Genomic DNA, 271 nt, shown 5'->3' with positions numbered 1-271 from the left:
TCAGGCAACAGCCAAGTCGAAAAACTCAACCAACACCTCAGCGACTACTACGCCGGACAAAGCAAACAATTCATCGCCAAAGCCAGCGTCAGAGACAGTCAAGTCGGCTACTGGTTCAGACTCGATGGACACCCAGAAATTGCACAACACAGCGGAGCTGACCAGGAATTCCTCATTGTAGGCAAACGCTACTACAACCAAAACAACCTACCCAAAGACTTAGACCAACAAGTCCAACAACTGCTACAACGCAGCCAATGGACGCCAAAAC

Annotated in this window: 1 pseudogene; it reads left to right on the top strand. The window is 49.4% G+C overall.

What is annotated here, in order from left to right:
- Positions 1–271 (top strand): annotated as a pseudogene (locus AC1M9C_RS15010) (type VI secretion system tip protein VgrG); the annotation flags it as partial.

The organism is Acinetobacter sp. 24-47-39, from assembly GCF_056783825.1.
The sequence above is the reverse complement of the archived record's forward strand: the minus strand, read 5'-3'. Positions and strand labels throughout refer to the sequence as shown.